Origin of the sequence: Polluticoccus soli (genome assembly GCF_029269745.1) — a bacterium.
Taxonomy (GTDB): domain Bacteria; phylum Bacteroidota; class Bacteroidia; order Chitinophagales; family Chitinophagaceae; genus Polluticoccus; species Polluticoccus soli.
In genome coordinates this window covers 1,975,611-2,001,419 of record NZ_JARJHT010000001.1, presented here as the reverse complement: position 1 = coordinate 2,001,419, position 25,809 = coordinate 1,975,611, and the positions used below count along the sequence as shown (strand labels likewise).

The window sequence follows — 25,809 nt, the reverse complement described above, 5'->3', positions numbered from 1 at the left end:
AATTATACAGCCTGCGCCCCAAAGCTAAATGAGACTACTGTATATTCGTTCTCACATTTGGTTTTTCTGAAAATCTTAACACACATGCTGCAGCCTGCAACCATCAGCTTTCTTACCAAACTGAACAAGAACAACAATAAGAACTGGTTTGACGACCACCGCAAAGAATACGAAGCCGCCAAACAGGATTTTGAACAGATGGTAACCCAGCTGCACGGAGAATTAAGCAAGTTTGAGCCGGGTATGGCTGAACAGCGGGCTAAGGACAGCATTTTCAGGATATTCAGGGATGTGCGCTTCGCGAAAGACAAAACCCCATACAAAGATCACTTTGGTGCGTACTTCAGCCGGGCTGGCCGCAAGGCGCCTGATGCCGGTTATTATATACACATACAACCCGGCAAAGCCTTCGTGGCAGGTGGGCTCTGGATGCCTGAGGCGCCTCTGCTGAAAGCAACGCGGCAGGAAATAGACTATAACCTGGATGAGTTACAATCGATACTTAAACAGCCGACGTTCAAAAAACACTTTAAGAAACTGGAAGGCGAACAACTGAAGACGCTTCCCCAGGGATATACTGCCGATAACCCGGCTATAGACTACCTGAAGATGAAGAGCTTTATCGTCAGTACGCCAATAGATGATAAAGACATCACTTCAAGAACGTTTGTTCCTAAAGTAGTGAAATTGTTTTCCGTAATGAAACCTTTAGTAGATTTTCTGAATAGAGGATTGGATTAGCTAGTTACAAAAAACAAGAAACTCGAACGGACGGTCTTTCTGCACTATTTTCTTCTTCCTGCTGGGTTTTGATTTTTGTGTAGAGGTGTGATATACATCCAGCATTTCAGTTGACTGCTGCATTTTGTTGTCGTTATCCACTTTGCTGACAATGTCCATCAACTCTTCCACTTTCTGATCAAAATCTTCCTGCCAGTTTTGAGCCACCTTGGTTGTTACTAGTAATTCACGGGTCTTCTGCTTCATTTGGGCCTATTTTAGAGTGGTTTAAAAATTGTTTATAGAAAGGTAAACAATTTTATCGCCTCATGGAATAGCAATAAACTATATGTGAGGCCTTTTTACAAAAATTTTTGCCTCATATATAATAGCCTGATAATACCGCTTAGTAAAACTGTGTCAGATATGGATAACGTTCCTGGTACAAGTCTTTTACTTTATCCAATATGGTGCCTCTGAGCTTGTCAATATTGCGACGCTCAGTTGCAGAAATGAATACGCAGTTGTTGTGTGTAACATGCTCCCACCTGCTCTTCAGCTGGAGCAGCAGATCCTGTTTCACTTCACTGTCCAGCCAAGGGTCGAACGTTCTTTCTTCGTATAGATCCATCTTGTTGAAGATGGTAATGACCGGCTTGTCGAATGCTTTGATGTCCTGCAGTGTTTTGTTCACCACACCCATCTGGTCTTCGTACGCAGGGTGCGATATGTCTACCACGTGCAGCAGGCAATCTGCTTCACGCACCTCATCCAGTGTGCTCTTAAAACTTTCCACAAGGTGGTGTGGCAACTTCCTGATAAACCCTACTGTATCACTCAACAGGAAAGGCGTTTGCTCATACACCACTTTGCGCGTGGTAGTATCCAGCGTGGCGAAGAGTTTGTTCTCTGCAAACACTTCACTCTTGGTCAGCAAGTTCATCAGCGTGCTCTTGCCTACGTTGGTATAACCCACAAGGGCTACGCGTATATAGGTACCGCGCTCTTTACGCTGTGTCATTGCCTGCTTATCGATCTCACCAAGGCGTTTGCGCAACAGCGATATTTTGTCCTTAACGATACGCCTGTCCGTTTCAATTTCCGTTTCACCCGGTCCACGCGAACCGATACCACCACCCTGTCGTTCAAGGTGCTTCCACATACCTCGCAGGCGTGGTAATATATATTGGTATTGCGCCAGCTCTACTTGTACTTTGGCCTGAGCGGTCTTAGCCCTTCGCGCAAAAATGTCGAGGATAAGATCACTGCGGTCTATGGTCTTTATTTTCAGAACCTCTTCAATATTGTTGATCTGCGAACCTGTAAGCTCATCATCAAAAATGGCCAGGTTAATATTCTTTGCCTGCACATAATCTCGTATCTCCTCCAGCTTACCCTTACCCACAAAGGTCTTGCTGTCCGGCTTCGGCAATTTTTGCATAAAGTTCTTCACCGTTACTGCGCCGGCAGTTTCTGCCAAAAAAGCCAGTTCTGTGAGGTACTCTTTTAGCTGGTCTTCCGTTTGCAACTTGTGTACCAGGCCCACCAATACAGCGCGCTCCTCGTTCTGAATAATATTTTTGTTCTCGATCATTTACTTCTACTGTAAAAAAACCATCCCAAAGGGATGGTTTACTATGCAAAATTACGAATTATCGGTTATAGCAACCTTTCCTGCTCACGCAACCAGCGCTCGGGTATCTCGTCGCTGCTGGCCAGCATATAGTCTTTGTACGAGCAGGGCACATACGCCTGGTTAGGCAACTTCATCCACCAGCGGTTGGTGCGCTTGCTTTTCAGGAAGGTAGTATCGTTGTCGGTAAAGCTGACGTGGAACACCACAAACTCTTCATGTTCATGCAGCTCAGCTTCGGTTTTTCTCACCAGGTAGCCGTCAATAAAATACCAGATCATCTGCGATATCAGGCGGGCGGTCATGTTGTGCGTGTCATTGGCCGCATCATAACCATAAATACCCAGCGAGCTCAGCTTATCGCTCATACCTGCAAAACGCGTCAGCACACATGCTTCATCGCCAGTAAAACCATTAGGCGACCCATTCACATTGACAGGCGCGTCGCTGTAGCGTATCGCGTTCATATCGAAGCTAAACAGCTCGCTGTTGCGCAGCACGGGTTCCATATCTTCTATATGATCGCGCACCTTGCCGAGGCGGAAGAAATCGAAGCGCAGCTTATCCAGTGTTTCCAGCATGCGCGGGTGTGCATAGTAGCTCTGGAAACCAATGTGGCTGTAGTGCTTCACGAAGTTGGGTTGCGCCGTCAGCATATCCATCAGGAAGCTCTTCGATGTCATAGCCTCGGTCTCATCCAGGTCTATCAACATATCGGCTACCGATGCGTTGATCATCTTGCCGGTACGTTTGAAAGCCTCGTATTGCTGGAAAGTAAGGTCGTGTGAGCCACCCAGCACAATAACAGTTTTGCCTGCCTGCTGTAGCTCTTCCAGCACTATGCGCAGAGCAGCACGGGTATCATCTACCGTCTCACCCTGCCGGATGTTGCCGGCATCGGCGATCTTTACCGCAGAGTGCCAGGAGTATAAATTATACAGCTGTTCCCTGATGGCATCAGGACTGTTACTATAGTTAGCTTCGGGATCGTCACCTCGCTGCTCGCCGCAGCCGAGAATGATGATATCAGCATCTTCCCAGTTAAATTGATCGCTGGTAAAACACTGGATGTTTGCCCCCCATTGCAGGGGTTCATAAGTGCCCGGACCTTTAGTTTCAATAAAGTGCCCCGGGGTAAAAAAAGGCCTCAGATCTTGCATAAATACTGTTAGTAGCGGCTAAAGTAATCAAATCCCCACACGCATTATACACATATACTCAGCCAATAACGCTTGCCTGCGACCTGATATTGTAATTCGTTTGATATTTTATGCCGGCAGCCCACCAAACGTCATTGCCTTCAAACTCTCCTCCTCAGATGAGGAGGGGACACTGGCAGAGGGCGCAAGCCCGTTGCCGGTTGGGGTGGTTGAAAAAGCTGAGAATTAGATCTTCAGCTGAAAGGAACAATCTTCAGCCTTCAACCACCCCTGTTTGCTACGAGTCGTTCCGACTCTCCGCAAACATCCCCTCCTCATCTGAGGAGGGGAGTTCTCGTATTTTTTACTGTTTCGTCACCTTCACAACACTCCTGTTACCATCTCCTGCGGTCAGCAACACCACATAACTACCCGGTACGTACTGCGAAATATTAATCGCTTCTTTGCTATTGCTCACTACCCTGCTATGCAATACCTGGCCGAGTGTGTTCTGTATGGACAGCTGCATCCCTGCTGCAGCACCTTCAACGTACAAATATTCATTAGCAGGGTTTGGGTAAATCTTTACTTCACCAGCAGTCGTCTCTACCTCTTTGGTGCCTACAGGCCATAGAAAGATATCCTGGCAGTAGATATTATCTCCGCAACTGTTGCTTACTGTTACACAGGTTTGGTAAAAGCTGTTTTGGCTGTAGTTATGACTGGGGCTGGTTTGAGTTGAGCTGGTACCATCCCCGAAATCCCAGGTCAGGCTGGTTTGGCCGCTGCCGGTATAGGTATAATTCACCTGTTTATCGCCTACACGGGTGAAGGTAAACTTAGGCTCGGGTATATTGTTACAGTTGCAGCCATAGCCATATTTTGTTACGAACCAATCATAGAGACCGCCTGTTTTGGTCACTGTATTACCTCCCTTGGTTACACTACCTTCCATCTTGCCGCCGATAAACACATTGTCCCGTGTTGCCGCTATAGCCGTAGGATAAACTTTCGTACCGCTGTTACCCATTATAGTATCCATACCCAACACTTTACCTGTTTGGGTATGGAAACGCGTGATAAGTATTTTATAGTTAGCACCGGGCAGGTTGTATGTAGTGTTGTAGTAGAGCCATTTTATGCTGCCGGTAAAAGATGATATTACCCATACCTCGCCACTATTACGTAATGCGATGTTCGTTCCACCTCCTGCTGCATTTACATTGGTGGCTGCTGTTGCCCAAATATTGTTGCCATCGGGGTTTAACGCAATTACTAACGGACGCATGCTGGCGTTGCCATTATCCTGAATTACAAATCCATTAAACGATGTAGCTTGCGACGTTTGACCAGAAGGTCTCCCTTCACCAGTTAGATATAGGTTACCAGCTTCGTCAAGAACAGGTCGGCCTGTAAATCTTGAATACGAATCAGGATCTGTATTTTGCCGGTACCATTCTACCTGTCCAGAACTGTTCAAGCAAATTACATACATCGTTCCCGACAAAGTAGCACTGCCTACTTTAACGACATTTGTCGAGAGGCCGGTATTTCCCGCAAAGTAAAGTCTGCCGCTTTTATGATTCCTTACCATCTTAGCGCCTGTAGCTGAAGTGCCTGCAAATGATATATCCAAGTTCATTCCACCCCCAAAATTGCCTGCCGCATTATACTTCAACATATAGACGCCAAGGGCATTAGAAACAAAGCCGCCGGGTCCTCCAAATTCGCCTTTAGGAAGGTTGCAAAACCAGTGTAAAGCGCCATTAGGTTCGACTGCCATATCGATAGAGTAGGTATACTGCGTAGCCTGTGGCGTCACCGTATCGGCTTGTGGAGTCTTATACCATTGGTAATTACCAGAGGTATCATATTTTATAAGATAAAGCCCCTTCGCACCTTGTGGAACAGTTGCATCCGCATCTATGTTTCCTACAAAGCTTCCCCCGCCATTTAGCGATATTTGCCCCGATACATAGACCCCCCCGTTGTGGTCAATGGCCATAGCTGCGGGATAGTCGCTTTTGGGCCCACCAATTACCTTAGCCCATCTCAAAGTCCCATCGCACTTAAAACTAGCCAGCATCCAGTCTGACGAACCATAGCTTTGCTTATTCATCCCTGCCACATAAGCATTGCCTTGGTTGACGAGGCTCAGCACATACACATTACCATTGGGGTCTGTAGCCATATCCACAACCTCCTCTTCGGGTGGGTTGCTTGGGTTCTGGTCCATACTGCCGCCCTTTACTGTCCAGCGCCAATCTTGCGCGGTCAGGCTAAAGGGTAAGAGGTAGAAGCTAACAAGAAGTAAATATTTGGTCATCTATAGGTTTAGGATTGCAGACCTATAAAAATAGCAACCAGGGCTTATTATTGGTACCGTTAAAACACGGGGACCGTCCCGGTTAACAAAAAAATGACGGAGCAATTAAAATAAAACGCAACTCCCCTCCTCAGATGAGGAGGGGACACCGGCAGAGGGCGCAAGCCCGTTGCCGGTCGGGGTGGTTGAAAAAGCTGCGGACTTAAACTTCAGCTGAAGGAACATTTCTCAGCGTTTCAACCACCCCGGTTTGCAAAGAGCCTTCACTCTCTTTGCAAACTTCCCCCGCTTTAAATTGATGACTATTTCAATGGAAAAGCTCCTTAACTAAGGAGGGGAATTCTCGTATCGTGCGCCATCCAAAAATCAATAAATTATTGTATATTTGTAGTAATGAAAACTATAAACCATACCACATTCAGTCAAGCAGCGCCCGAAGATCTATCTCAGCAGCAAATTGTTCTCTTTTATTTGTTCCCAAAGCCCAAACAGGCAGTAAACGACAACAAAACGCCCCATCCGGCAACAAATTTGCAACCTATCAATACACCCTATTCAACCAAAACCCATTACAGGCCTGCATTACGGCTCTACCCTGTCGCAACAACAAGCCACCAAACAAAAAACTCATGACAAAAGCGGCAACAAATGCTATCAACATATTAGATTGTTAAATAATCCCTTTATTATTTTGAACCATCTGCCATTTCTATCTGTTTTTTATATTTTTGGGCGCTAACGATATCCATGTCAACTAACAAAAAAGCAAAACCATCCTACGTGTATGCCGTCATCGGCATATCGCTGGTATTATTCCTGCTGGGCACGCTTGGCTGGCTGGTCCTCAACGGGCGCTCACTTAGCCGCGCCTTCCGCGAAGACATCCAGGTAGATGTTATCGTACACGATAACACCCGCCCTGAGAATATACAGGCCCTGAAGAATATCCTGGACAAGCAGCCTTGGGTGAAAAAGACCGAGATCGTGACAAAGGAAGAGGCTGCAGCGCGCTTTGTACAGGACGGCGGTGAGGATTACAAGGAACTGCTAGACTTCAACCCGTTGTACTCTTCTATACTGGTCAACCTGCATTCCGACTATGTAAACAAGGACAGCCTGGAAAAGATCGGTAAGTTCGTAATGCAGAGCAACATTGTTCGCGACGTTACTTACCCCAATACGGTTGTAGAGAAAATGAACAGCAATTTCCAGAAACTGGGATTGATACTGGGCGCTATCTCGCTGCTGCTGTTTGGCGTAGTGATCATACTTATTGACAACACCGTTCGCCTGGCTATGTTCAGCAATCGTTTCCTGATCAAAACCATGCAGATGGTGGGCGCTACACGCTGGTTCATCACCCGCCCGTTCGATCGCCGCGCTATTATCAATGGCCTGCTCAGCGGACTGATCTCAGTTATAGGTCTTTGGATGGTTATTTCGTTCGCACAAACCCAGCTGCCTTCATTAAAGGCACTGAACGATCCTATTCTGCTGACCGTACTGATGGTAGGCATGGTGCTGATGGGCATCCTCATCTCAGTGGTGAGCACGCACCGCTCGGTGGTGAAATACCTCAAAATGCACGTTGACGACCTTTATTAAAATTCTTTTCGATAATATTGTTTTATGGCTACTACAACCAAAACCACTACTACAACAACAAAAAAGACGACCGGGCACCAGACGTTTCTATTCGATAAAAGCAATTACATGTGGATGATAGGCGGCGTGGCGCTGATCCTCTTAGGTTTCCTGCTGATGAGCGGTGGCAAAAGCCCTGACCCGCACCAGTTCAACTATGATGAGATATACAGCTTCCGCCGTATTACGCTGGCTCCGCTGCTGATCCTGATCGGATTTGGTGTAGAAGTGTATGCTATCATGAAAAAACCAGCTTCTGATTCGGCCGAATAAAACCGGCTAAAGCATAAAATAATAAAGCCTTCCAAATGGAAGGCTTTATTATTTATATCGTGTGTTACCGATTACATTTTCCAGTCGTCAACGCTAACGCTGCTGCTTCCTTCTTCAGAAGCTTCGATAGAAGCTGAAGCAGGCACGCCTTCTTCGCTATCCTGGTCGTGGTTGTAAGCGTCGAAGTCGAAATCAGGCATCAGGTCTGTCTTCACATAACCGATAGTTTCAGTCAGTGCATTCAGGAACTTGTTGAAATCTTCTTTGTACAGGAACATTTTGTGCCTGTCGTAACCGTTGTCGTCGAAACGTTTTTTGCTTTCGGTGATAGTGATGAAATAATCGTTACCGCGGGTAGCACGTACGTCGAAGAAATAAGTCCTTCTCTTGCCAGCCTTTATACGCTTGCTGAACATGCTCTCGTTATTACGATTCTCGCCGTTGAAGTTATTGCGGTTATCGCCGTTAAAATTTTTGTTGTCGTACGCCACAGTTCTGTGTTTTTTTATTTGTGATTTTTAACGTTGGCAAAATTAATTAAGAAAGCGACTTATCCAAATTAATTGGCCACACTAATGAGTTATAAATGAATGGGACACAAGATATAGCAATTTCCTACAATTCCAACACACAACGCATTATTTTATCCAACATTTAATGGTTTTTGTCATTTTCTTACAGGCGCCCGACAAATGACACCAGCCAGCTATTAAGATTGGTAATTGCATCGCCTATTTTCCAGTTGGCGCGGTTGCGGCGCTCGATGTAGTTGGAAATTGCGCGCACCTGGGCAAAGGGTATGCCCTCTTGCAGGCATACATAATGGAAGGCAGCGCCCTCCATGCTCTCCACCCCGCACTGGTACCGCTCGGCCAGCCTGATGATCGATGCCTCGTTACCACTCACCATGTTTACTGTAAGGCCATCTACCGGTGGGAGGTCTATTAACTTATGGAAATCCGCAGTGGGAGCCGCCAGACGTCCTCCCGTAAACGGCAGCTCATTGTGCTGCAAAAGACCCAATTCGAAAATGTCCAGGTAAGCTTCGCCATCCTCAGCGCCGAGGTCGCCCAGCTGTTCAGAACGCACAAAAACGAGATCCCCGAGGTTTATCTGCCTGTGAAAAGCCCCTCCAATGCCCGCCTGCAGGGCCATATCGAAGCGGGTCGCTGAGCAAGCTTTGGCCAAATGGTAGGCAGTTGCCATCATACCAACACCCGTAATGCAAACCGTCAGCCTCTTGCCCTGCCGCTGGAAAACCCTCGGGTCCACCTGTTGCCAGCTGGTTGCTATTTGTTGTATCGATGGGGCTATTTCGGCTTCTGTGGCTGCTGCGAGCAGGATATTCATACTACAAAATAGCGCATTTTTGTCCAAACCATTATGTAAAGCTAATTTTGCACGATAATTCAAGAAAATGGTTTACCTGACACGTGTGGAACATTTTAATGCTGCCCACCGACTGTATAACGAGAACTGGAGCGAAGATCAAAATCGTGAAGTGTTTGGAAAGTGCGCTAATGCCAATTGGCACGGCCACAATTATGAACTGCACCTAACCGTTAAAGGCAATCCCCATCCAGAGACCGGTTTCATCTTCAACGCAAAGACCTTGGGCGACCTGATAAAAGACGTGATCGTAGAACGCGTTGACCATCGTAACCTGAATTTGGACGTTGATTTCATGACCGGCAAGCTGACCAGCGCTGAGAATTTTGCTATTGGTATCTGGAACGAGCTGAAACCACACATCGAGAAACAGGGGGCGCAGCTTCATTGCGTGAAGTTGTATGAAACCCCTCGCATATATGTCGAATATTTCGGCTAGTCCTTACTAATCTATAATCTGATATCCGGTGGCATACAAAAAGACTGAGCATTTTCACGAAGAGACAATTGACAATATGAAGGAACATTACCGTTCCATCATTGAAAATTTAGGTGAAGACGCAGAACGCGAAGGCCTGCTGAAAACGCCAGAGCGTATTGCCAAAGCCATGCTGTATATCACGCAGGGCTATAAAACCGACGCGAAAGCTATCCTGGAACAAGCCAAGTTCCATGAGTCGTATAGCGAAATGGTGATCGTAAAGGATATCGAACTTTACTCTATGTGCGAGCACCATATGCTGCCGTTCTTCGGGAAAGCACATGTTGCTTATATACCCAATGGATACATCACAGGCCTCAGCAAGATAGCACGCGTAGTAGATACTTATGCCCGCCGCCTGCAGGTGCAGGAGCGCATGACGCACCAGATACTGGATGTGATACAGGAAACACTGAATCCATTAGGTGTGGCAGTAGTTATCGAAGCGCAACACCTGTGCATGATGATGCGTGGTGTATCTAAGCAGAATAGCGTTACAACAACTTCAGCTTTCAGTGGCCAGTTTGAAATGAACGAAACACGCTCAGAATTTCTGAGGCTGATAACAGCGAAGCTGAACTAGTTTTCTATAAAACTTACGGTAGCATTCCTGTATTTGGGCTGCTGCACTATTGCGCTCAGTCGTTTGAAGCTTTCTGTAGGCCCTTTTAGCAGGAAGAGATTGGCAACCCATGCAGGTATAGAGCCTCCAGGCTCAGCCTCTGCAATGTATTCTACCTTTACCTGGTTACTACTAATTGGCGTAAGCGTCCAACGCGCTCTTGCCATAGGTACGCGCACCAGCCCATCCTTTTCAGGAATATAGTTGGGCAACCCCAATACATTAATGGTTAGAACTTTTGTCGCAGGATCCTGGTGCATGTGCACCTTAGTGATCAGGTCGCGGTTAGAGAACGGCGTAGGCATCACCTTTTCAGAATAAGCGATAAACTCGCTGTCATTTACTCTCTTCAGCAGCGAAGACGACTTAGTGCTATACACCCATGCAGCCTGCCCCTCAACATCCAGCAAGGTTGCAGCAAATGTTGACAAGGATGCATTCAGTATGTATTCAACCTTGAGTGCCTTTACCTTAGACACTTCGGCTGTACCGGTATATATTTTAAGCGCACCGTCCTGCTTTTTCAATTCCCAATTATGCTGGTGCGCAGTAGAGACCATCGAATAACAAATAGAAACCAACAATAATATCCTTTTCATACTCATTTACCTTCGTTTTGAAGTTACGAAATAATAAAGCCTTTAGAATACTAAAGGCTTTATTATCAGATTATTTTTTGTCCCGCGGGTCACGCTCGGCTTTGCTGTCCGTATTAATTGCACCGCCTGTGGTGGTGGCCGTTGGGTATTTATATTCCTGTTCGTCTCCGTTACGCACCCGGATGCGATTCTCCACATTACGTACACCACGCACTTCCTCAGCCAAATAGGCCGCCCGGCGTTTTGCATTGATATCGTTAACCGTACCACTGAGTATCACTTCAGCTTTGTCGATCTCGACCTCTATGTTTGAGGCGTCAACATAGGGATCGTCGTGCAACCGGTCGTTAATATCCTCACTGATACGCTCATCTGAACGTAGGTAGTTTTTAGGTCCTTTGCCCCGGTGATCCTGTGGAGCCTCACGGTTGCTTGCTGATACATTATCACGATAATAGCCGGGCCCTCTCACATCATTGTGGTAGCCAAAGCTGTCGATGCCATATGTAGGATCGTAAATGATCTGGCCAAAATTGCCCATCCGGGTGCCAAAGGCCGCATTGATGGGGTGAGGTTCAGAAGGATAGTGTGCCGGCAGATCAGGACGCCATGACTGCTCGCGAAAGCGGTAATCAAGGTCATTATCAATGCCGTAGTTATTATCGCCGCTTATATTTTGCCCGCGGCCTTCCCTGCGCTCATTGCGGTAGTTTGGGTCTTCGCTCCAGTTGGAGAAACGGGGATGCGGATGGTTTCGATAGTCGTATGCCATAGTGCTGGATATTATTACACTAGAGGCAATAAAATTGTACCAGCCGAAATTGGGTCTCCCCTACATCACCAGCTGCTCAAACAGCTTCGCCAGTTCATCTCCCGCATTGTGACAAAAACCTGTGTGCACTCTTGAGGTTTGCACTATCGTACTGCGGATAGCGGTCAGCCAACGAAAACGTTCTGCAATGCCCAATTTGCCAATAGGACCGGAATCCGGACTACCGGCGCATATGCGTTGCATAGCAGAAAGGTATTGTTTCAGTTGCTCGCAGTCGGGCTCGCAGCCAAAGGCTTTCAGTTTTGCTTCGTCTACAATATACCTGCAGCTCAGAAATTTCTGCCCGGCGCAATACAACACTACACCTACGTTGAGGAATTCCTCACGTTCTACCCGCGGAACTACGCGGATGACGGCGTATTCAAATAAGTGCTGCTCTTGCATGTTGTGCTTCTTTTACAAAAATATCCGAATGAGCCAGTCTGGTCTCTAAAAATTCTGCGTAGGCTGCTTTATGTTCTTCCGGCGATGAGAAGGGCGATTCTGTAAGCCACTCATCGGGAATTAACGCAACAATGCCGCGTATCAACTCAGCGCTCACTAACGAGTGACATATCTTATCAGCATCCTCCATGTTAGCAGCCTGAGGTAACAGTACATGGTCTTTCACATAAATAAACGGCAGTTTGGCCTTGGCCTGCCAGTCAGACCATGAATGGTGAAAGTACAGCGATGCACCATGGTCAATCACCCACAGCTCGCGGTGCCACATCAACATATTGGTGTTGCGGCAGGTGCGGTCTACGTTCATCAGCAGGCAATCCAGCCATACAATTTTCGATGCTAATTCAGTGTCGATTGTCGTTACTGCCGGATCGTAGGTAATAGCCCCTTGCAAGTAATGCGCGGCAAGGTTAAGTCCTACGCTTGCCTTCAGAAGGTCTTGAATCTCCTCATCTGGCTCTGTACGCCCAAAAGCGGCATCGAGATTGGCAAATACCAGTTCCGGCATTTTTAGGCCAAGCGCCCGTGCCAGCTCGCCACCTATCAGTTCCGCTATCAGCGCCCGGGGTCCCTGTCCCGCTCCACGAAATTTAAGCACATACAGGAAGTCATCGTCAGCTTCGGCAATAGCAGGCAGCGACCCACCTTCGCGCAGCGGCGTTACATAACGGGTAACGTTGACAGTTCTGAGTTCTGGTTGCCTGGTTGCCATATTGGGAGGTTCAAAAATAGGTTGCCTGTTTTTCGAAAACAAAAAAGCCCGGCATTACTGCCGAGCTTTCGTTTGGTCGGGAAGACAAGATTCGAACTTGCGACCCCTTGCACCCCATACAAGTGCGCTACCGGGCTGCGCCACTTCCCGAACCGATTGGGGATGGCAAAGATAATACGATTTTCGTTTTTGAGCTACTTAATACGGGTGGTCCCGATAAAGAAGCCTAATTTTGCGAGGCATGCAGCAGAAAAAATTCTCATTCGACAAAATACTGGCCAACCTGAAGATCGATGCCCTCAACGAAATGCAGGAAGCATCTCTCGTAGCCCACGAAAAGCACAACGACATTGTGTTGTTATCAGCTACGGGATCTGGCAAGACGCTGGCTTTTCTGCTGCCGGCGCTGGAATCGCTTGACCCCGCAGCCCGTAAAACGCAGGCGCTGATCGTGGTGCCTTCGCGCGAGCTGGCGCAACAAATAGAGCAGGTTTTCCGATCTATGGGCACTGGCCTGAAGATAACAAGCTGCTATGGTGGGCATAAACGCGAGACCGAAGAGAATAACCTAGTAGAGGCGCCTGTTGTCATCGTGGGCACGCCCGGCCGCCTGGGTGATCACATACGCCGTAAGAATATAACTGTCGATGCTATAGAAACGCTGATACTTGATGAATTCGACAAATCGTTGGACATGGGTTTCACAGAAGAGATGGAATTCATCATCAGCTCGCTGCCCAATATCAACCGACGTATACTCACTTCGGCCACCGAAGCTGTGGAGGTACCCGAATTTGTAGGACTGGAAGAACATGCTATTCTCAACTTCCTGCACCTGAAAAATGAAGAATCCGCAGGACTGGATATCAAAACCATTCAATCGGCCGATAAGGACAAGGTCGAAACCCTGTTCGAGCTGTTGTGTTCGATCGGCAACAGGTCGAGCATTATTTTCTGCAACCACCGCGAGTCGGTAGAGCGTACCAGTAGGATGCTGACCGAAAAAGGCATTCTCAACGAGTTTTACCACGGCGCGATGGAACAGCGTGAACGCGACAGCGCTCTTAGCAAATTCCGCAATGGCAGCGTCAATTTCCTGGTGACCACGGACATTGCAGCACGCGGCCTGGATATACCCAACATTCGTTACATCATCCACTACCACCTGCCGCACACCGCGGAAATATTCACCCACCGCAATGGCCGTACGGCACGTATGGATGCCAGCGGTACAGCCATACTTATTCTGTCGCAGGAGGAAAAAGTGCCAGAATACATCACCGAAGAAGTTGAGGAAATACAACTAAAAGAAAACAGCCCCATTCCTGCCAAGCCAGATTGGGTAACACTCTTTATTGCAGCTGGCAAAAAGGACAAGGTGAATAAGATCGACATCGTAGGCTTCCTGTCCAATAAAGGACAGTTGAAAAAAGAAGACATCGGGCTGATAGATGTCAAAGACTTTTTCTCATTTGTAGCTATTCGACGCTCCAAGGCCACCAATACCCTGCACCTTATCAAACCCGAAAAGATCAAAGGTAAGAAGGTGAGGATCGAGGTAGCGAGGTAATTTCTGCCTAAATGGCTGTCCATAAAGCGTTTTAACATATCAGCAAGCCTGCAGCTGGCTGCGTTTTCGTATCTTTGCAAATTATATACACGCTGAGTCTCCTACCTTTTAGTTTTCCCAGCTCATTAATGAAACAATGACATTTCAAGATTTAAACCTTGTTGCGCCCATATTGGAAGCATTGCAACAAGAAGGATATACCACACCAACCCCTATTCAACAGGAAGCAATTCCCATAGCACTGGCAGGTAAAGACCTGTTGGGTTGCGCCCAGACCGGCACCGGTAAAACAGCGGCTTTCTCGATTCCCATATTACAATTGCTGAACGAAGCCCCACAACAAGGCCACCGAAAGATCAGAACATTGATACTGACGCCGACACGTGAGCTGGCTATACAAATAGGTGAAAGCATTGCAGCCTATGGCCGCAAACTACCGCTGAAACATGTTGTGATATTTGGAGGTGTACCACAAGGACCACAAACCAAAGCGCTGAAAGACGGCATTGATATACTGGTAGCTACCCCGGGCCGCCTGCTCGACCTAATGGACCAGAAATTCATCAACCTTAATGACATTGAAATATTCGTGTTGGATGAAGCCGACAGGATGCTCGATATGGGTTTTATTCATGATGTGAAAAGAGTTGTAGCGCGCCTGCCAAAAGAAAGGCAGACATTGTTCTTCTCGGCCACCATGCCCCCAGAGATACAAAAGCTGGCTGATACGATCCTGGTCAATCCGGAAAAAGTAGAAGTGACTCCCGTTTCGTCTACGGCGGAGAAGATCAAACAGTACATGTTGTTCGTAGAAAAATCGAACAAGAAAAAACTGCTGGTTTCCATCCTTCGCAATGATGCCATAAAAAGCGTTCTTGTATTTACCCGTACAAAACACGGTGCCGATCGCGTAGCACGCGACCTGCACAAATCAGGTGTGCCTGCCGAAGCCATACACGGCGATAAATCGCAGGGTGCACGCCAGCGTGCGCTGGGCAATTTCAAATCAGGCGCTACCCGCGTATTGGTTGCCACCGATATTGCTGCGCGTGGTATTGATGTCGAGGCGCTATCGCATGTTATCAACTATGAGCTGCCTAATGTGCCCGAAACATATGTACACCGTATAGGCCGAACAGGAAGGGCCGGCGCAAGCGGTACAGCAATCTCGTTTTGCGATACATCGGAAGAATTTGATGACCTGAAAGCGATCCAAAAGCTTATAGGCCTCACGATCCCGGTGATCAAAGATCATCCCTACCCAATGCCTGAACCAGGCATGGTGAACATCCGACTGCCTAAGGGCAAAGATGTGGTGAAGAGGACAGATGCAAACATTGTTTCACAACAACGACCACAAAGGCATTTTAATAAACACAGATCGGGCAAGAAACCCTCATAAAAAAGGCTGCATCAATAGATGCAGCCTTTTTTGTTAGCATGTTTTGACAAAACTAATCCCTATTAAGCAACTGCTTCCCTCTCAGGATGATCTTTATACCACTGCGCTTTATTGAGATCGCGCGCTTGTATAATTCATTCTCATCGCGGCGCAGCCTGTAGGCCATAAATATCTCTTTGTGCGTCAGCACACCTAGTACCTGTTTTGCTGCTCCATGTTTTACTACCGGCAAAATATCGCAGGTGTATTTATCCATCATATCCACTGCAAGGCTCAACCTGTTTTCAGGATAAACATGCGGAGCAGCCTTCTGCGCGAGTTCCTGCACAACCATATCATCGGGTAGGTTTTTATTGAAGATATCTGCGCGTTGTGCGATGCCTGTCAACCTTCCATTTTCATCTACAACTATAAAAGCCATAGCGGGTTCGCCTTCGGTTGCTCTTTCTTTTATCCATTCGCGTACTTGCTTCAACGTATTTGTGTTCAGTAGAACATTAACATCCTCGCTATATACTTGCTTCACGTTCACTTTCTGCAGTATATCCGGCTCATACGAGTTAGGTGCGAATACTCCGCGGCGTTCTATTTTCTCGGTCATGATGCTGCCTTTCATTAAGAAGAACGAGACGAAGTAAGAAGCTGTACAAGCGCCCAGTAACGGCAATAGTCCATGCGGCTGCATGGTGGTCTCAAGAGCAAACACAACAGAAGTAAGCAATGCACGCGACGCTCCCGCGAACATCGCAGCCATGCCTATCAAAACACAGGTAGCGATATTGATGTTGCTGCCTGGCATTGCCGCAAGTGTTGCTACGCCGAGTAGTCCACCCAAAGCACCACCGATGGTAAGTAAGGGCGCAAGCGTACCTCCCGATGTACCACTACCCAATGATATAACCCAGGAGGTGAATTTCAACAGGCATAGTGACAACATAATGGTCACCGGAACATTGCCTGAAAGCATATAGGTGATGTTGCTATAACCAACGCCTAGCGTAAGGGGTGCAAAATACCCTACGACTCCGACAGCAATGGCTCCTATAGCAGGCCACCACATCCAATGTATCGGCAGGTGCTCAAACAGGTCTTCCACCGCATAAACTGCTTTTGACACAAACGATGCAGCCACACCAACCAATGCACCCAAAACCACGTAGGTAACCATTGCTATACCATCGGGTTCCGGAATGGCCAGCATAGGAAATACCGGCTCTGTACCAAATATGGCATAGTGCATGGCTGATCCTGTAACACAGGCCAGTGCAACCGGTATGATAGAACGCGGAGAAAATTCGAACAACAATAATTCTATAGCAAGCAACACTGCAGCGACAGGGGTGCCAAATATCGCCGACATACCTGCTGTAGCGCCTGCTGCAAGCAATACCTTGCGCTCGTTGGCAGTAACGCGCCTTATTTGCCCGGTAAGAGAACCAAAAGCGCCGCCCGTTGCAATGATCGGGCCCTCGGCTCCAAATGGCCCACCTGTACCGATGGAAATAGCAGCAGACAACGGCTTAAGAAAAGTAATAGCAGGTTTGATGCGGCTTTCATTGACCAGCACCTGCTCCATAGCTTCGGGGATACCATGGCCTCGTATGGCAGCAGACCCATAGCGCGCCATTATGCCCACTATAAGTCCACCTATTATTGGCACAACAACAACCAGCATGCCGAGAGAGTGTCCGGCGGGCGATACTTCTTCAAATGAAAATTTCTGATAAAATGCGAGGTTGGTAAACAACGATATCAACATTACCAACACCTTCGCGACCAATCCAATAACGACCGCGTTGATGATCGCCTGCAGGCTAAGAAAAAATACGCGCTTGCTGACCGGCTGGTCTTCAGCCAAAAGTTCTTCATCTGCAAATTCTGTTGTAAGCGAAGGAGAAACCGGGATACCGCCCCGGTTATCGTGAGTAACCAATGGTTTAGACATATCTCTCAAGACCAACTTTTCACGCACCGATCGAAGCGGTGCATCGGCGCTGCAAAGTTAGACCCTACGGAGGAGGTATAGCGTCATAACTGCCGCTATGACCTTAAAACCTCATTAAAATAAAGAGTAACCAATGCACAAAATATAGATACCAACTTTCTATTTAATATTAAAATGACGTAAATTTGCTATAAAATGCAAGTCTGGTCATAAAGCTCTTTGATATATAAACCCTGCGACCCAATGAGAATGTCAAGGAGAACAAGGTGCCGTATTGTTACAAATTGAAACAATTTGGCTGCCAAAACCAATGCAGAAAAGGCTCTCGTTCAAAGTCACCTACGTTGTTGTAACAATTTTTCAGACCTCGAAGAGAAAGAAGGGATGCTCGTAACCGAGCTTGTCCAGGATCGGCTTGGCAACATTATAAACCTTGGTACCACCCGGCAATTCAGCTTCAATAGTGCCGACATGAGCGTGCCCATGAAATGCGGCAATTACCTTGCGGCGTATCAAAGGCTCAGCCAAACGTGAAGACCCAAGAAAAGGATAAATAGCCTCAGGCTCGCCTACAACTGTTTCTTTTACAGGTGAGTAGTGCATTACTGCTATCTTCTTCTCAACGCCATACTCCTGGTCTAAACGTGCCAGCGCCCGCTCCAGGTGAAGTGCTTCATCCACAGCTTCTTGCACGAAAGCTTTCATGGCCCCTTCGCCAAACATAGACAGCATGTAGTTGTCGAAACCGCCACCGAAGCCTTTAACACCCGCAAAACCAATACCTTCAATTACAACGCTTTCGCCATCCAGCACATGCATCTTAGCGTTCTGCACTATATGCCGTATCAGCTTGTGGCGGCCTTTTTCGTGGTCATGATTTCCCAACACACCTACTACCGGTATGGTGCATGAGCCCAGTTCTTCTGCAAGCACCTGGGCTTCGCCCTCATCCCCGGTATCGGTAAGGTCGCCGCATATGAGTAATACATCGGCTACCCTGGACACCTCACGAAAAAGTGGCGCCCATTTTCCTTTATCACTTTCGCGGACATGGATATCACCAACAGCTGCAATTCTGACTTTACGGTTCTCGTCTGACATTGGTTAGATCGTCATTATAGTACACGATTTGTAATTCCACTCTTTAATATCAACACAATACTGTGTGTTGTCAACAATCGGGCCACGGCATACACGCTCTTGCGCTGATGGCAGTTCATATTGGTCCTTCGCTCGGCTCAGCAGTTCTTCAAACAACCATCTTGGTATTATATCCTGGTACTCTGACGGATAAACGAACTGGAACATCACCAGGTGCGATAGTAAGAGTTGCCAGTGCCGGTCTACCCTGTTCAGCAAGCGTTTCCAATCCATATGCTTACCATACTTCAGCAGTATGTGATTGATATCAGCACCATCATAACGCTCACGGTTTTGTACATAGCATTTGCACCATACCAAGTCTTCGGCGGAAATGAACTTAACGGGCATATTAGCAAACTCGCCTGTTTCCGCGTGCTCAAACCAGGAGTCGTCAACAGTACAGATGTTGTTCACCGTATCGTAGATGATGTCGATATAATGCTCATCCTTAAAGACCTTCGCTATCCATCGGGCATCATGCAAGGTCGTCTTGTATCCGCGCTCGGCAAAAAACTTAATGACCTTGGGACAGTCGCTCGCTTTACAAAATATATCCAGGTCCTTAGTATCCCGGTATATCCTAGTGTAATGAAACATTGCAAATCCACCACCTAATAAGTAATCCACGCCGCTTTCGTTGAGCAACCCAAGCGCTTCCGTATAGAAAGCCTGGGCTTTCGCCTTTTGTTCTTCTGTCATTGCCATACATCATCAATTTCGTCAAATGTTCAATATCAATGCCTTTTAATCCATTCTTCTTTTCATTTATTGCAGGTGTAAAAAACATGCCAGTAACAATAAGATAATTGACAGATAACATTATTGTTAAAAGGTATTAAGAGATCGGCATGGTTGGTCTAACTTGCATGCATGAAACTGACCATCGGCTTTAGTCCCTGCCCCAACGATACGTTCATATTCGATGCCATGATCAATGGAAAGATCGATACGAAAGGACTTGAGTTTGAGTATGTTCTGGAAGACGTGGAGACGCTAAACCGATGGGCTGCCGAAGGCAAGCTCGACGTTACCAAGCTCAGCTACAATGCGTTTTTACATACGGTTGACAAGTATGCGCTACTGCACAGCGGTAGTGCACTCGGTAAAGGTGTTGGACCTCTGCTAATAACGGCACCCAATGCCAATACTGCCGAGATCGCAGACATGCGGATTGCGATACCCGGTGTAAACACAACAGCTAATCTTTTGCTATCACTAGCCTACCCCAAAGCCAGGAATAAAGAAGAGATCGTCTTCAGCGAGATCGAAGAGGCTGTACTCAACGGTAAATATGACGCGGGGCTCATCATTCACGAAAGCAGGTTTACCTACCAACAGAAGGGTTTGTTAAAACTAGCCGACCTTGGTGATTGGTGGGAGCAGAATATGCATGCGGCTATACCATTGGGTGGCATCGTCATCAAACGAAATTTCTCTCCGGAAGTGTGTGCATTGGTTGATGATATCATACAACGCAGCCTAGCTTATTCTTGGAATTGTTATCCTGGGCTGAGTGAATTTGTAACGAACAATGCGCAGGAAATGGATGAAGACGTGATGCGCAAGCACATTAAGCTGTATGTAAACGAATACACGGATGATCTGGGAATTGATGGCAGGCAAGCGATCAATACGCTGTTTGAAAAAGCGGTAGAAGCCGGCATCATTGATAAAATGCCGGAGTCGATCTTCTATTCCTCGGAAAGAATGTAGAGTTCAGGCAGGTTTCTTCCCAAGCCGTCATAGTCGAGGCCGTAACCCACTACAAAACGATCAGGTATTTCAAAAGCAACAAAGTCTGCGTGTATATCATGCTGCAATGCTTCTGGCTTAGTCAGGAATGCAGCGATGCGTATTGATGCAGGGTGGCGTTGAATGATCTCTGGAAGAAACGCGCTCAGTGTTTTGCCAGTGTCGATGATGTCTTCTATGATAATGATATGCCTATCGTATAGATTCTCATCAAGGCCTATAGCAGTAACGATGCTACCCGTTGACGACGTGCCTTTATAAGACGCCAGTTTAATAAAAGATATCTCCGCGTCGATTGAAAGAGAACGAAACAGATCAGCAGCAAATATGAAAGAGCCATTGAGGATGCCAATACACAAGGGATTTAGCCCGTCCAGTTCAATACTGATCTGCGTTGCAACATCGGCTACACGAGCAGAGATCTTTTCCTTCGAGATGTAAGGTTCAAACCATTTATCGTGTACCTGTATCTTTTGCATGTTATGGTTTTACACGCAGCTTCTGGCCAACCTTGATGCCTTCGAAGCTCAGGGTGTTCCAATCCATCAGCTCTTTTACGGTAATATTATTTCGCTTGGCTATTCCAAAAGCGGTATCGCCTTTCTTCACTACGTAAAATCGTGCCCCATTTGCTATAGGCTGAGCATCTTCCTTCACTGGAGATGATGATGTTGGCTCTTCAACTTTAGACTCAGTTTGTGGTTCAGCTGCTGGTGTTGATTTAGGTGCATAAACTACTTTGTCAAACTTCGCTTTGAGCGCTGCCAACTCATCTTGTGGCTCTTCTTCCTGTTGCTGCTTTTTCGTTTTTGTTTGGGCGATCTCCTCCTCTACGGCTTTTTCGTTTGCAATATTTATTGGAGGATTAACTGTAGCAGGCTCTTCTTCTCTGTCTTCGTCAGGTGCATCGCCCGGTGCAGGAGGCATAGCTCCAGCAGGTTCTGCAGCCACAACTGGTTCACTTGGCTTCGCAACTTCCTGGGTTGGAACAGGACCCATTTCTTTGGGTTGCTCGACAACAACGGCTTCCTTAACTGCCGCATACTGAACATCAGGTTTACCTGTTGGCGTGTTTCCGGTAGCCACATATTGCGGTTCAGGTTGAGGCTGTGCAACGCGCTCAACTTTTGAATGTGTTGTTGGAATTGCATTGTCTACTTCAGCAACCACTTCCGGCGATTCTGGCGTCCGTTCTACCACCTCCTCAACTTTAGCTGGCGTTTGGGGAACAACAGCCTTTGCTACTACAGCACCTCTCAGCTTCGGTTTAGCAATAGCATAATCCTGCAAATGCAACGCTTCACCCTCAGCAGGTTCTTCGCCATCGAGCAAATGATTGAACGTACGCAGGTATTTTTGCTGTATACCTTCATACTGCGCGATCTTTGCGAGTGTCTCTCCGGCCTTTACGGTGTGCGCCGGCTTAAGACCTTTGAAACGCTTACGTTCCAGATAGAGATACATGTCGCCTTGCAGAGGTTTGTCAGGGATCTCATTTATTTCGAGTATGCGTTCATAACGTATGTTGTGAGTGATCGCGTATTCAAGCGGCATATCGCCCTTCTTAGCATAAACAGCTCTCAGCCCATTCACCTTCACCAACTGACCGTACGGCGGAAAGCTCTCGGGTTGTTCCACAACTACTGCTGTAGGCTCCGGGGCTAATTCTGCTATCTTAATATTGCCAGATTGTTTTGCCCATACGTCCTCTTTGTTATGAACGGGTTTCGCTTCTCGCTGCGGCACGGCATCTTCTGTAGGTACTACTTCAGCTACAACTTTTTCTTGCAGCCGGTTATCAAGCGCTGCGTAGGTATATTCCTGCAGTTTAAAGTCTTCGATCAACTTTATGAGCACCTGGGCATAACGTGGATTGGTTGCATAGCCTGCCTGTTTTAAGCCAACAGCCCATGAAAAATAATCTGTAGGAGAGAGCTTAAAGAGCGAAGCGTAGCGTGGCTGACTGGCGAGATAATCTGAGTGATCTTTATATGATTCTATCGGAGAACCATATTTTCTGAAACACTCATTGGGGGCATCGTCAGTGTATGTATATTTCTCGCCCTGCCAGCTCTTCTTACATTTAATGCCGAAGTGGTTATTGGCGTTCGTAGCCAGTTCGCTGCTACCAGCGCTTGTTTCGTGAATACCTTGTGCCAGTGTGATGGCTGCTGGTACACCGCTGCGCTTTTGTTCAGCGATCGCAAGATCTCTAAATTGCTCTACGTAAACTTTCGCACGTGTGGCATAATCTCCTTGTGCGTATATCCCTGTACTTAGAAGCAGCATCGATGCGATGCTCACGATCCGGATCTTCAGCATATATAAATTATTAGGTTAGTCAGTTGTTTTTCTAACGATCATTATTCCATCCCGCACAGGCAAGAGTACATGTTCAATCCTCTTATCGTTCTTCACCTTTTCGTTAAAGGCATGAATGGCGCGCGCATTCTTACTTTGCTCGTTGGCGGGGTTTATCACCTCTCCATCATACAACACGTTATCCGCTAAAATATATCCTCCCACAGGTACGCGATCAAAAACCAGGTCGTAATACAGGCTATAATTCTGCTTATCAGCATCAATAAAAACCAGGTCAAATTGTCCTTCCAGCTCCGGTATGATCTGCGCCGCTTTGCCTATATGCTGAACTATTTTTTGCTCTAATCCTACTTTGCAAAAATAACGAAAACACATCTCTTCCAGTTCCTCATTGATGTCAATGGTGTGCAAAATACCATCGTCGGTCAGCCCCTGCGCCAGGCATATAGCCGAATAACCGGTATATGTTCCGATCTCCAATACACGCCTTGGCTTGATCATATGGCTAAACATTTGTAACAGGCCGCCCTGCAAATGCCCTGAAAGCATTACCGGCAGTTCAACTTTCACATTTGTTTCACGATTCAAAGAGGCCAAAGCAGCTGTTTCCGGGGTGGTATAAGCCTCGGCGTAGTCATTAATAGCAACCGGCAAAAACAATTGCGTCATAATTAGAAATTAGGCTGCAGCTTGTTGTGTGAATAGAACTCGTGCAAATAAGCTACTACTTCATCGGCCGTATCAAATATCTTAATCATATCCAGATCGCCCGGGCTAATGTTACCCTCTACCTCCAGCATTGTTTCACGCATCCAGTCGAACAGGCCATTCCAATAGCTCGATCCCATACAGATCATTGGCGTTTGGGTGAACTTACGTGTCTGTATCAATGTGGCTACTTCAAAGAATTCATCCATCGTTCCCCATCCGCCGGGCATCATGATAAAGCCCTGCGAGTATTTGGCGAACATTACTTTGCGAACAAAGAAGTAGTCAAAATTGATAGTTTTATCTGCGTCAATATATGGGTTGTTATGTTGCTCAAATGGCAATTCGATATTTAGTCCCACGGATCGGCCGCCGGCAAGGTTCGCACCTTTGTTACCGGCCTCCATAATACCGGGGCCGCCTCCTGTGATCACACCAAAACCTTCGTCTGCCAAACGCCTGGCCACGTCAACGGTCAGCTCATAATATTTTGTACCAGGCTTAGTTCTGGCAGAGCCGAAAATAGAGATACACGGTCCGATCTTGGCTAGCGTCTCAAAGCCTTGTACAAACTCCGCCATTATCTTGAACACCTGCCAGCTGGAGTGAGCTCTTGTCTCTGTCCAGTCGCGGAGTTTTATCTTGGTTAATTTTTCTTTCATAATTAATCAGCGGTCAATTCTACTGCATTTCCCTTCTTTGAGCACAAAAATAGTAGCAAAAAGGTCAATGAAGCGTTTATTATTAGCAGTTCTGTGCCGATGGCATAACCGTTTAGCCATTGTTTATCGTGCTGCTTTAATACATAACATACTATAGGCGCCAGCAGGCATACCACTGGTATAGCGCCGTCTATCAATTTTCGCTTGGTGAATATCCCGAAAACAAACAGCGCCAATAGCGGGCCATACGTATATCCCGCTACCACCAGCAGGGTCTGGATCAAAGATCCATTATCCACCTCTCTGAAGAAGAATACACACCCCAGGAAAATTATAGCCATCACATTGTGTACGATGAGGCGTACACGTGCTTTTTGTTTTTCATCCCAGTCTGTCCTTCTTTTCATACCCAGAATGTCGATGCAGAACGAAGACGTCAAGGCTGTTAACGCACCATCTGCACTTGGGAACAGCGCCGAAACGAGTCCTATCAAGAAACACACTGTGATAAAGAAGGGCAACCCACTTTTTACAGCAATCGTCGGAAATAGATCATCTCCGGTAGCAGTAATTCCGTTAGCATCTGCATACAAGTACAACAATCCGCCCAGCAAAAGGAAAATAAAATTCACCACCAGCAGTGTAAAGCAGAAGGTGATCATGTTTTTCTGGGAGTCTTTCAGGTTGCTCACGCTGATATTCTTCTGCATCATTTCCTGGTCAAGACCGGTCATAGCAATAGTGATAAAAGCGCCACCGAGTATTTGTTTCAGGAAAAAGTTGGGCGCCAGCGGGTCTGTATGAATCATTTTTGAATATCCCTTCTCCTGCATAGCCGCCCAGGTTCCGCTGAGGTCCAGGTGCAGAGAGTTCATAATGTAGACCACGCACACTATCAGCCCTAATAACATGAAAGTAGTTTGCAGCGTGTCTGTCCAAACAATTGTCTTCACGCCGCCACGGTAGGTGTAGAGCAATATCAATGCGAGTATAAGAACCGATGTTATTTCGAACGGAATACCCATGTCCTCCAGGACGAAGAGCTCCAGGACCTTTATCACAAGGTAAAGGCGGAGTGTGGCACCCAATGTGCGCGACAGGATAAAAAATAGAGCTCCCGTTTTGTAAGCGATTATTCCCAAACGTTTATCCAGGTAGGAATAGATAGAAGTTAACCGCAGATTATAATAAATGGGCAACAAGATAAATGCGACGGCAAAGTATCCGATCCAATACCCTATCACCACCTGGAAATAATCAAAGCCTGATTTGCCAACAGTACCGGGTACGGAAATAAACGTCATTCCAGACAGTGAGGTACCGATCATACCAAAGGCAACTACCCACCATTTACTATTGCGGTTACCGATGAAAAAGGATTCATTGTTGGAATTGCGAGAGGTATAAAAGGCAATGCTTAACAGCAAAGCAAAATAAGCCAGTACTATGTAGAGCAAAACTGCTGATCCCATAAATGTGAATATAAATAAA

26 protein-coding genes and 1 tRNA gene are annotated in these 25,809 nt (G+C 46.8%); 8 read left to right on the top strand and 19 right to left on the bottom strand.

Annotated features, from left to right (window positions below):
• The first annotated feature begins 84 nt into the window (after nt 1–84).
• On the top strand, nt 85–741 hold the full coding sequence (locus P2W83_RS08830; RefSeq protein ID WP_276133353.1) for a DUF2461 domain-containing protein: 657 nt from the start codon (nt 85–87) through the stop codon (nt 739–741).
• On the opposite strand, the gene P2W83_RS08825 is transcribed toward P2W83_RS08830, so the two are convergent.
• From P2W83_RS08825 to P2W83_RS08810, 4 genes are all read right to left on the bottom strand, one after another.
• Nucleotides 742–987, bottom strand: coding sequence for a hypothetical protein (locus P2W83_RS08825; protein ID WP_276133352.1), 246 nt, complete (start codon nt 985–987; stop codon nt 742–744).
• 139 nt (nt 988–1,126) lie between these two features.
• Nucleotides 1,127–2,314: a GTPase HflX gene (gene hflX, locus P2W83_RS08820; RefSeq protein WP_276133351.1), complete on the bottom strand. Its 1,188-nt coding sequence runs from the start codon at nt 2,312–2,314 to the stop codon at nt 1,127–1,129.
• Nucleotides 2,315–2,379: 65 nt separating this feature from the next.
• Nucleotides 2,380–3,513 (bottom strand): formimidoylglutamase, encoded by a 1,134-nt coding sequence (locus tag P2W83_RS08815; RefSeq protein WP_276133350.1) that lies wholly within the window; start codon nt 3,511–3,513, stop codon nt 2,380–2,382.
• Nucleotides 3,514–3,856: 343 nt separating this feature from the next.
• Nucleotides 3,857–5,818 (bottom strand): PKD domain-containing protein, encoded by a 1,962-nt coding sequence (locus tag P2W83_RS08810; protein WP_276133349.1) that lies wholly within the window; start codon nt 5,816–5,818, stop codon nt 3,857–3,859.
• A gap of 747 nt (nt 5,819–6,565) precedes the next feature.
• Here P2W83_RS08810 and P2W83_RS08805 point away from each other — a divergent pair.
• On the top strand, nt 6,566–7,423 hold the full coding sequence (locus P2W83_RS08805) for a cell division protein FtsX (protein WP_276133348.1): 858 nt from the start codon (nt 6,566–6,568) through the stop codon (nt 7,421–7,423).
• A 24-nt stretch (nt 7,424–7,447) separates the two neighbouring features.
• Entirely contained in the window at nt 7,448–7,735 is a 288-nt protein-coding gene (locus tag P2W83_RS08800) for a DUF3098 domain-containing protein (RefSeq protein ID WP_276133347.1), read from the top strand.
• 71 nt (nt 7,736–7,806) lie between these two features.
• On the opposite strand, the gene P2W83_RS08795 is transcribed toward P2W83_RS08800, so the two are convergent.
• Together P2W83_RS08795 and mqnB are read right to left on the bottom strand one after the other, a co-directional pair.
• On the bottom strand, nt 7,807–8,226 hold the full coding sequence (locus P2W83_RS08795; RefSeq protein WP_276133346.1) for a DUF3276 family protein: 420 nt from the start codon (nt 8,224–8,226) through the stop codon (nt 7,807–7,809).
• Between the two features lie 184 nt (nt 8,227–8,410).
• On the bottom strand, nt 8,411–9,085 hold the full coding sequence (mqnB, locus tag P2W83_RS08790) for a futalosine hydrolase (RefSeq protein WP_276133345.1): 675 nt from the start codon (nt 9,083–9,085) through the stop codon (nt 8,411–8,413).
• A gap of 67 nt (nt 9,086–9,152) precedes the next feature.
• Between mqnB and P2W83_RS08785 the strand changes: the two genes are divergently transcribed.
• Together P2W83_RS08785 and folE are read left to right on the top strand one after the other, a co-directional pair.
• A complete protein-coding gene (locus tag P2W83_RS08785) occupies nt 9,153–9,563 on the top strand; it encodes a 6-pyruvoyl trahydropterin synthase family protein (RefSeq protein WP_276133344.1) in 411 nt (136 codons plus the stop codon).
• 28 nt (nt 9,564–9,591) lie between these two features.
• Nucleotides 9,592–10,188: a GTP cyclohydrolase I FolE gene (gene folE, locus P2W83_RS08780; protein ID WP_276133343.1), complete on the top strand. Its 597-nt coding sequence runs from the start codon at nt 9,592–9,594 to the stop codon at nt 10,186–10,188.
• On the opposite strand, the gene P2W83_RS08775 is transcribed toward folE, so the two are convergent.
• The 5 genes from P2W83_RS08775 to P2W83_RS08755 form a co-directional block, all read right to left on the bottom strand.
• On the bottom strand, nt 10,185–10,826 hold the full coding sequence (locus tag P2W83_RS08775) for an START domain-containing protein (protein ID WP_276133342.1): 642 nt from the start codon (nt 10,824–10,826) through the stop codon (nt 10,185–10,187). The two genes, folE and P2W83_RS08775, sit on opposite strands and share 4 nt — an antisense overlap.
• 70 nt (nt 10,827–10,896) lie before the next feature.
• The gene (locus tag P2W83_RS08770) at nt 10,897–11,598 is read right to left on the bottom strand and encodes a BON domain-containing protein (protein ID WP_276133341.1); all 702 of its coding nucleotides are present in this window, start codon (nt 11,596–11,598) and stop codon (nt 10,897–10,899) included.
• A gap of 60 nt (nt 11,599–11,658) precedes the next feature.
• Nucleotides 11,659–12,042 (bottom strand): DUF3037 domain-containing protein, encoded by a 384-nt coding sequence (locus tag P2W83_RS08765; protein ID WP_276133340.1) that lies wholly within the window; start codon nt 12,040–12,042, stop codon nt 11,659–11,661.
• Nucleotides 12,020–12,814, bottom strand: coding sequence for a HipA family kinase (locus tag P2W83_RS08760; RefSeq protein WP_276133339.1), 795 nt, complete (start codon nt 12,812–12,814; stop codon nt 12,020–12,022). The genes P2W83_RS08765 and P2W83_RS08760 overlap by 23 nt, the downstream gene beginning before the upstream one ends.
• A gap of 73 nt (nt 12,815–12,887) precedes the next feature.
• A tRNA-Pro gene (locus tag P2W83_RS08755) sits at nt 12,888–12,964 on the bottom strand.
• Between the two features lie 91 nt (nt 12,965–13,055).
• On the opposite strand from P2W83_RS08755, the gene P2W83_RS08750 reads away from it, so the two are divergent.
• Both P2W83_RS08750 and P2W83_RS08745 read left to right on the top strand, forming a co-directional pair.
• Complete coding sequence (locus P2W83_RS08750) at nt 13,056–14,384, top strand: DEAD/DEAH box helicase (protein WP_276133338.1); 1,329 nt, start codon at nt 13,056–13,058, stop codon at nt 14,382–14,384.
• A 136-nt stretch (nt 14,385–14,520) separates the two neighbouring features.
• Nucleotides 14,521–15,786: a DEAD/DEAH box helicase gene (locus tag P2W83_RS08745; RefSeq protein ID WP_276133337.1), complete on the top strand. Its 1,266-nt coding sequence runs from the start codon at nt 14,521–14,523 to the stop codon at nt 15,784–15,786.
• A gap of 52 nt (nt 15,787–15,838) precedes the next feature.
• On the opposite strand, the gene P2W83_RS08740 is transcribed toward P2W83_RS08745, so the two are convergent.
• From P2W83_RS08740 to P2W83_RS08730, 3 genes are all read right to left on the bottom strand, one after another.
• Entirely contained in the window at nt 15,839–17,731 is a 1,893-nt protein-coding gene (locus P2W83_RS08740; protein ID WP_276133336.1) for a chloride channel protein, read from the bottom strand.
• 360 nt (nt 17,732–18,091) lie between these two features.
• On the bottom strand, nt 18,092–18,832 hold the full coding sequence (locus tag P2W83_RS08735) for a metallophosphoesterase family protein (RefSeq protein ID WP_276133335.1): 741 nt from the start codon (nt 18,830–18,832) through the stop codon (nt 18,092–18,094).
• Nucleotides 18,833–18,835: 3 nt separating this feature from the next.
• A complete protein-coding gene (locus P2W83_RS08730; RefSeq protein WP_276133334.1) occupies nt 18,836–19,579 on the bottom strand; it encodes a nucleotidyltransferase in 744 nt (247 codons plus the stop codon).
• 165 nt (nt 19,580–19,744) lie between these two features.
• Here P2W83_RS08730 and P2W83_RS08725 point away from each other — a divergent pair, with 165 nt between their 5' ends.
• Complete coding sequence (locus P2W83_RS08725) at nt 19,745–20,587, top strand: 1,4-dihydroxy-6-naphtoate synthase (protein ID WP_276133333.1); 843 nt, start codon at nt 19,745–19,747, stop codon at nt 20,585–20,587.
• Here the strand turns inward: P2W83_RS08725 and hpt are convergent.
• The 5 genes from hpt to P2W83_RS08700 are packed head-to-tail and all read right to left on the bottom strand — an operon-like array spanning nt 20,566 to nt 25,790.
• Entirely contained in the window at nt 20,566–21,105 is a 540-nt protein-coding gene (hpt, locus tag P2W83_RS08720) for a hypoxanthine phosphoribosyltransferase (protein ID WP_276133332.1), read from the bottom strand. The two genes, P2W83_RS08725 and hpt, sit on opposite strands and share 22 nt — an antisense overlap.
• A gap of 1 nt (nt 21,106) precedes the next feature.
• Nucleotides 21,107–22,948 (bottom strand): glucosaminidase domain-containing protein, encoded by a 1,842-nt coding sequence (locus P2W83_RS08715; RefSeq protein WP_276133331.1) that lies wholly within the window; start codon nt 22,946–22,948, stop codon nt 21,107–21,109.
• 15 nt (nt 22,949–22,963) lie between these two features.
• Nucleotides 22,964–23,617: an O-methyltransferase gene (locus tag P2W83_RS08710; protein WP_276133330.1), complete on the bottom strand. Its 654-nt coding sequence runs from the start codon at nt 23,615–23,617 to the stop codon at nt 22,964–22,966.
• Nucleotides 23,618–23,619: 2 nt separating this feature from the next.
• Nucleotides 23,620–24,318 carry an LOG family protein gene (locus P2W83_RS08705; protein WP_276133329.1) on the bottom strand — a complete coding sequence of 233 codons (699 nt, stop codon included), beginning with the start codon at nt 24,316–24,318 and terminating at the stop codon, nt 23,620–23,622.
• Nucleotides 24,319–24,320: 2 nt separating this feature from the next.
• A complete protein-coding gene (locus P2W83_RS08700) occupies nt 24,321–25,790 on the bottom strand; it encodes a sodium:solute symporter (protein ID WP_276133328.1) in 1,470 nt (489 codons plus the stop codon).
• Nucleotides 25,791–25,809 lie beyond the last annotated feature (19 nt).